We start from the raw sequence: 6,872 nt of genomic DNA on the forward strand, positions 1-6,872 counted from the left end.
GTTACCGGATCGGTAACAACGCGGCAAATTGTCCAGCGTTTGCGCAAACAAAAACGCCCCGACAAGTCGGGGCGTTCAGTGTAGCAGCGGAGGGTTACTCGACCGCTTTAACCATATCTTCGATGACTTTCTTGGCGTCGCCGAAGACCATCATGGTTTTGTCCAGGTAGAACAGTTCGTTATCCAGGCCGGCATAACCGCTGGCCATCGAACGTTTGTTGACGATGATCGTCTTGGCTTTGAACGCTTCGAGAATCGGCATGCCGGCAATCGGCGATTTCGGATCGTTCTTGGCGGCCGGGTTGACCACGTCGTTGGCGCCCAACACCAGCACCACGTCGGCCTGGCCGAACTCGGAGTTGATGTCTTCCATCTCGAACACCTGGTCGTAAGGCACTTCTGCCTCGGCCAGCAACACGTTCATGTGGCCAGGCATACGACCGGCAACCGGGTGGATCGCGTACTTCACGGTCACGCCGCGATGAGTCAGCTTCTCGGTCAGCTCCTTGAGCGCGTGCTGGGCACGGGCCACTGCCAGGCCGTAGCCCGGAACGATGATCACGGTATCGGCGTTGGTCAGCAGGAACGTCGCGTCGTCAGCCGAGCCGGATTTCACCGGGCGGGCTTCCTGGGCTCCGGCCGGTCCTGCGTCGGCCGTGTTGCCGAAGCCGCCAAGCAGCACATTAAAGAAGGAACGGTTCATCGCCTTGCACATGATGTACGAGAGGATCGCACCGCTTGAGCCCACCAGCGAACCGGCGATGATCAGCATCGAGTTGTTCAGCGAGAAGCCGATACCGGCTGCCGCCCAACCGGAATAGCTGTTGAGCATCGACACAACCACCGGCATGTCTGCGCCGCCAATCGGGATGATGATCAGCACGCCCATCACGAAGGCCAGGACCAGCATCAGCGCAAAGGCATTGAGATTGCCGGTCATCATGAAGGTCACGCCCAGAGCCAGTGTGGCCAGGCCCAGCAGCAGGTTCAGTTTGTGCTGACCGCTGAACTGTACCGGTGCGCCCTGGAACAGGCGGAACTTGTACTTGCCCGAGAGCTTGCCGAAAGCGATGACCGAACCGGAGAAGGTGATTGCACCGATGGCTGCGCCAAGGAACAGTTCCAGGCGGTTACCGGCCGGAATCGAATCGCCCAGTTGCTTGACGATGCCCAGTGACTGCGGCTCAACGACAGCAGCAATAGCGATGAACACGGCGGCCATACCGATCATGCTATGCATGAAGGCGACCAGTTCCGGCATCTTGGTCATCTCGACGCGCTTGGCCATGATCGAGCCGGCGGTGCCGCCGACCAGCAGGCCAACGATAACGTAACCGATGCCGGCGGTGGCCAGTTCAGCGCCCAGCTTGTAGATGAGGCCCACGGTGGTGAGGATCGCCAACGCCATGCCGAGCATGCCGTAGACATTGCCGCGCCGAGACGTGGTTGGGTGCGACAGGCCTTTGAGGGCCTGGATGAAGCAGATCGACGCGATCAAGTAGAGCGTCGTGACAAGGTTCATGCTCATTACTTAGGCGCCTCTTCTTTTACGACTTTCGGGGCTTTTTTCTTGAACATCTCAAGCATTCTGCGGGTGACCAGGAAGCCACCAAACACGTTCACCGCTGCCAGGGCCACCGCGAGGGTGCCCATGGTTTTGCCCAGCGGCGTCACCGTCAAGGCCGCTGCCAGCATGGCGCCGACAATGACGATTGCCGAGATGGCGTTAGTCACCGCCATCAACGGTGTGTGCAGCGCAGGCGTAACGTTCCAGACCACGTGATAACCGACATAAATCGCCAGCACGAAGATGATCAGGTTGTAGATACCGGGGGAGATAAGCTCTTCCATCGTCTGAATCCCTGCTTAGGCGTTTTTGCGGATGACTTGGCCGTCGCGGCACATCAGGCACGCGGCGACGATATCGTCTTCTAGGTTCACTTCGAATTGGCCTTCTTTGTTGAAGACCAGCTTCAGGAAGTCCAGCAGGTTACGGGCGTACAACGCCGACGCATCTGCCGCCACTTCACCGGCCAGATTGGTCGGGCCGCAAATGGTCACGCCGTTTGCAACGACGACCTGATCCGCCACGGTCAGCGGGCAGTTGCCGCCCTGGGCCGCCGCGAGGTCGATGACCACCGAGCCCGGCTTCATCTGCGCCACCGTTTCGGCGCTCAACAGAGTCGGTGCCTTGCGGCCCGGGATCAGTGCCGTGGTGATAACGATGTCAGCCTGCTTGGCGCGTTCGTGTACGGCCAGGGCCTGACGTTGCATCCAGCTGGCGGGCATTGGACGCGCGTAACCGCCGACACCGACAGCGCACTCGCGCTCTTCATCGGTTTCGTACGGCACGTCGACGAATTTCGCACCCAGGGATTCGATTTGTTCCTTCACCGCCGGACGTACGTCCGAGGCTTCGATAACCGCGCCCAGACGCTTGGCGGTGGCAATCGCCTGCAATCCGGCCACGCCTGCGCCCAGAATCAGCACGCGCGCTGCTTTCACGGTACCTGCTGCTGTCATCAGCATCGGCATGAAGCGCGGGTAGTGATGAGCAGCCAGCAACACCGCTTTATAGCCGGCGATGTTCGCTTGGGAGGACAGCACATCCAGGCTCTGTGCACGGGAAGTGCGTGGCGCAGCCTCCAAAGCAAAGGCGGTAATGCCGCGCTCGGCCAGCTTGGCAATGGTTTCATTGCTGAACGGATTGAGCATGCCCACCACAACGGTGCCGCTTTTAATCAGCGTCAGCTCGCTGTCGCTGGGGGCGACCACCTTGAGAATCAGTTCTGAACCAAACGCATCATTGGCGCTGCCAATGGTTGCGCCTGCCGCTTCATAGGCACTGTCGACAACACTGGCGTTAACGCCGGCGCCGCTTTGTACAGTGACTTTATGACCCTGGCCGATCAGCTTCTTGATGGTTTCCGGGGTTGCAGCAACCCGCGTTTCACCCGTCTGGGTTTCGAGAGGAACACCAATGTGCACGTCAAATCTCCTGCGTGATCTTATTGAGTAAACCCAGGCACTACGGATGGTGCGGCTGGGGCGGCCGATCAGCACGATCCCGCCGAATCAAGGCGGGGCGCGGCATTTTGCAGGCGAACTTTGTGCCCTTCAAGGGGTTATGACGGGTGACGGAAAATTAACTACAAGTCACCCCGTGACCGAATGTCGCAACTAACCGGCTGCACCCCATGCAGGCCGTGACTTACAGGGGTTTTTGTCGAAATTACAGAAATTACATATCTTTACGCTGAATGAGGCGTTATAGACCGCAAATAGAGGCTCAAGGCCACGTCATCAGGCGCTTCTGGGACGTTGGTGCTGCCTTTCGGTACAGTCTGTGAATATGCGACATATAGTTATATCTGTAGGGCTTTTGATTTGCTGACTACGGGGTCAGTTAATGCCTTGAAGCCTTTATCCCTCTAGGTTGTAGCTGTGAGCCTGATTGAGCAGCCAGTCGCGAAATGCCTTCAAAGAGGCTGATTCCACCTTTCGCTCGGGAATCATCAGGTAATACGCCTTGATGCTGGACAGTGCCTGGGGGTTGGCAATCACCAGTCGTTTCTCCGCCAGTTCACGCTGAATCAGGAACGGCGGGATGAGCGCAATCCCCATGTCATGCATCGCGGCTTGAGCAAGCATGGAGAATAGCTCGTAGCGCGGTCCTGTCATGTCCCGAGGGATATTCAGCTGTTGGGAGTTGAACCACTGGCGCCATGCATAAGGGCGGGTGGTCTGTTGCAGCAGGGGGAGGTCGGCGATCTCGATGGGTGTCAGCCGAGTCTTTTTTCCCAGTAGGTTCGGACTGCACACCGGCATCGGATTCTCCCCCATCAACCTGTGGGACTCGGTACCGGACCAATCGGCGTCACCGAAGTAAATCGCCGCATCAAAATCAGTGTCGGCAAACAGGAACGGGCGGGTGCGGTTGGTGAGGTTGACCGTCACCTCCGGGTGCTTGTGCTGAAAGTCTTTGAGTCTTGGCAGCAGCCATTGAGTGCCGAAAGTCGGAACCACCGCCAGTTCGATCACATTGGCGCCCTGTTGCCCCATTACCGACAACGTGTCCCGTTCCACTGCGTCGAGCTGTGTGGCCACGCGGCGACTGTAGGAAAGGCCAGCCTCAGTCAGTTTCACCCCCCGCCGCGAGCGTCGGAACAGTTCGACGCTGAGGAACTCCTCCAGGCTGGCGATCTGTCGGCAAATCGCACCTTGGGTCAGCGAAAGCTCCTGGGCGGCTTTGGTGAAGCTTTCATGCCGTGCGGCCGCTTCAAAGCTGATCAGGGCGGTGGTGCTGGGGATTTTCCTGCGCATGTACGTCAACCTCACTAATACATCGCATAAAGGCTCTTTTGCGATGTTTCGGAGTGAGAATTTAGCACAACAGTATGCGAAATCCTCGTTTGCCGTAATGCCGAACCCGGCCTAGGATCAGTCCACGTTATTTGACCCGATTCGAGAGGACACACTCATGGGCGGTAAAGCTAGCTTCAACTGGATCGATCCCCTGCTGCTGGATCAACAGCTCACTGAAGAAGAACGCATGATTCGCGACACCGCCGAGCAATTCGCTCAGCAGAAGCTTGCGCCGCGCGTCCTCGAAGCTTTCCGTCATGAAAAAACCGACCCGGCAATTTTCCGCGAAATGGGCGAAGTCGGTCTGTTGGGGGCAACTATCCCTGAGCAGTACGGCGGCAGCGGCCTGAACTATGTCAGCTACGGTCTGATCGCTCGTGAAGTCGAGCGCGTCGACTCTGGCTACCGCTCGATGATGAGCGTGCAGTCCTCGTTGGTCATGGTGCCTATTAATGAATTTGGCACCGAAGCCCAAAAGCAGAAGTACCTGCCGAAACTGGCCTCCGGCGAGTGGATTGGCTGCTTCGGTCTGACTGAGCCTAACCACGGTTCTGACCCGGGTGCGATGATTACTCGTGCGCGCAAAGTGGAAGGCGGTTACAGCCTGACCGGCAGCAAGATGTGGATCACTAACAGCCCTATCGCAGATGTGTTCGTCGTCTGGGGTAAAGATGACGCCGGCGACATCCGTGGTTTCGTATTGGAGAAGGGCTGGAAAGGCCTGAGCGCTCCGGCGATTCACGGTAAGGTCGGCCTGCGTGCATCCATTACAGGCGAGATCGTCATGGATAACGTATTTGTCCCTGAAGAGAACATTTTCCCTGACGTCCGTGGCTTGAAAGGCCCTTTCACCTGCCTCAACTCCGCGCGTTATGGCATTTCCTGGGGCGCGCTGGGTGCCGCCGAGTTCTGCTGGCACACCGCTCGCCAATACACCCTGGACCGTCAGCAGTTCGGTCGTCCGTTGGCCGCCACTCAGTTGATCCAGAAAAAGCTGGCCGACATGCAGACTGAAATCACCCTGGCGCTGCAAGGTTGCCTGCGCCTGGGTCGTATGAAAGACGAAGGCACTGCGGCGGTCGAGATCACGTCGATGATGAAGCGCAACTCATGCGGCAAGTCCCTGGACATCGCTCGTATGGCGCGTGACATGCTGGGTGGCAATGGCATCTCTGACGAGTTCGGTGTTGCTCGTCACCTGGTCAACCTGGAAGTGGTGAATACCTATGAAGGTACGCATGACGTCCACGCGCTGATCCTTGGGCGCGCGCAGACCGGCATCCAGGCGTTCTATTAATAGGAGAACGGCCATGGGCGCGCTTTCGCATCTGCGGGTACTGGATTTGTCGCGGGTATTGGCCGGGCCTTGGGCTGGCCAGATCCTTGCGGACCTTGGCGCCGAGGTGATTAAGGTCGAGCGCCCGGGCAATGGCGATGATACGCGCGCCTGGGGGCCTCCTTTTCTTAAAGACGCCTATGGCGAGAACACCAGCGAGGCCGCCTACTACTTGTCGGCCAATCGCAACAAGCAATCGGTCACCATCGACTTCACACGCCCTGAAGGTCAGAAGTTGGTGCGTGAGCTGGCGGCCAAGTCGGACATTCTGATCGAGAACTTCAAGGTTGGTGGGCTGGCCGCCTACGGGCTGGACTATGAGTCGCTCAAAGCCATCAACCCGAACCTGATCTATTGCTCCATCACTGGGTTTGGTCAGACCGGCCCTTACGCCAAGCGTGCGGGTTATGACTTCATGATCCAGGGCTTGGGTGGCCTGATGAGCCTGACGGGGCGACCGGAAGGGGATGAGGGGGCCGGGCCGGTAAAGGTTGGTGTAGCGCTGACAGACATCTTGACCGGGCTCTATTCGACAGTGGCGATTCTGGCGGCGCTAGCGCATCGGGATCACGATGGCGGCGGCCAGCATATCGACATGGCATTGCTGGATGTTCAGGTTGCATGCCTGGCTAACCAGGCGATGAACTACCTGACGACAGGCAATGCGCCTAAGCGCTTGGGTAACGCCCATCCGAACATCGTGCCTTATCAGGACTTTCCTACGGCTGATGGCGACTTCATCCTGACCGTGGGTAACGATGGTCAATTCCGCAAGTTTGCCGAAGTGGCGGGTCAGCCGCAGTGGGCGGATGATCCGCGCTTTGTAACCAATAAACTGCGGGTGGCAAATCGGGCGGTCTTGATTCCGCTGATCCGTCAGGCGACGGTGTTCAAGACCACGGCTGAGTGGGTGCTGCAGCTGGAGGAAGCTGGCGTGCCATGTGGCCCGATCAATGATCTGGCTCAGATGTTTGCTGATCCTCAGGTCAAGGCACGTGGGTTGGCGATTGAGTTGCCCCATGTGTTGGCTGGGATGGTGCCGCAGGTGGCGAGCCCTATTCGTCTATCCAAGACTCCGGTGGAGTACCGCAATGCCCCTCCATTGCTGGGTGAGCATACGCAAGAGGTTCTGCAGCGTGTGCTGGGCCTGGGAGCTGGTGCGGTGGCTGCT

6 protein-coding genes (1 of these 6 cut by a window edge) are annotated in these 6,872 nt (G+C 58.4%); 2 read left to right on the forward strand and 4 right to left on the reverse strand.

The window, feature by feature from the left end:
- Positions 1 to 94: 94 nt before the first annotated feature.
- The 4 genes from LOY55_RS00530 to LOY55_RS00545 all read right to left on the reverse strand — a co-directional run bounded on the left by LOY55_RS00530 (position 95) and on the right by LOY55_RS00545 (position 4,323).
- Positions 95 to 1,528, reverse strand: a complete 1,434-nt coding sequence (locus LOY55_RS00530) for an NAD(P)(+) transhydrogenase (Re/Si-specific) subunit beta (RefSeq protein WP_046031101.1) — start codon at positions 1,526 to 1,528, stop codon at positions 95 to 97.
- The gene (locus tag LOY55_RS00535; protein WP_007947884.1) at positions 1,528 to 1,851 is read right to left on the reverse strand and encodes an NAD(P) transhydrogenase subunit alpha; all 324 of its coding nucleotides are present in this window, start codon (positions 1,849 to 1,851) and stop codon (positions 1,528 to 1,530) included. Before LOY55_RS00535 ends, LOY55_RS00530 begins: the two co-directional genes overlap by 1 nt.
- Positions 1,852 to 1,866: 15 nt before the next feature.
- Positions 1,867 to 2,988 carry a Re/Si-specific NAD(P)(+) transhydrogenase subunit alpha gene (locus tag LOY55_RS00540; protein ID WP_223523625.1) on the reverse strand — a complete coding sequence of 374 codons (1,122 nt, stop codon included), beginning with the start codon at positions 2,986 to 2,988 and terminating at the stop codon, positions 1,867 to 1,869.
- 435 nt (positions 2,989 to 3,423) lie between these two features.
- Complete coding sequence (locus LOY55_RS00545) at positions 3,424 to 4,323, reverse strand: LysR family transcriptional regulator (RefSeq protein WP_223523623.1); 900 nt, start codon at positions 4,321 to 4,323, stop codon at positions 3,424 to 3,426.
- A gap of 157 nt (positions 4,324 to 4,480) precedes the next feature.
- On the opposite strand from LOY55_RS00545, the gene LOY55_RS00550 reads away from it, so the two are divergent.
- Positions 4,481 to 5,662, forward strand: a complete 1,182-nt coding sequence (locus LOY55_RS00550; RefSeq protein WP_010465741.1) for an acyl-CoA dehydrogenase — start codon at positions 4,481 to 4,483, stop codon at positions 5,660 to 5,662.
- Between the two features lie 13 nt (positions 5,663 to 5,675).
- Positions 5,676 to 6,872: the 5' portion of a CaiB/BaiF CoA-transferase family protein gene (locus LOY55_RS00555; RefSeq protein WP_109786914.1), read on the forward strand. 24 nt of this gene lie beyond the right edge of the window; only the first 1,197 of its 1,221 coding nucleotides appear in the window; it begins with the start codon at positions 5,676 to 5,678; its stop codon lies off the right edge, out of view.

It is taken from the genome of Pseudomonas sp. B21-040, from assembly GCF_024748695.1.
In the GTDB taxonomy this organism is placed as follows: Bacteria; Pseudomonadota; Gammaproteobacteria; order Pseudomonadales; family Pseudomonadaceae; genus Aquipseudomonas.

What these genes read in the sequence shown, in the direction of transcription:
- LOY55_RS00530 (WP_046031101.1), bottom strand. Translation starts at nt 1,528, where the DNA reads ATGAGCATGAACCTTGTCACGACGCTCTACTTGATCGCGTCGATCTGC.
- LOY55_RS00535 (WP_007947884.1), bottom strand. Translation starts at nt 1,851, where the DNA reads ATGGAAGAGCTTATCTCCCCCGGTATCTACAACCTGATCATCTTCGTG.
- LOY55_RS00545 (WP_223523623.1), bottom strand. Translation starts at nt 4,323, where the DNA reads ATGCGCAGGAAAATCCCCAGCACCACCGCCCTGATCAGCTTTGAAGCG.
- LOY55_RS00550 (WP_010465741.1), top strand. Translation starts at nt 4,481, where the DNA reads ATGGGCGGTAAAGCTAGCTTCAACTGGATCGATCCCCTGCTGCTGGAT.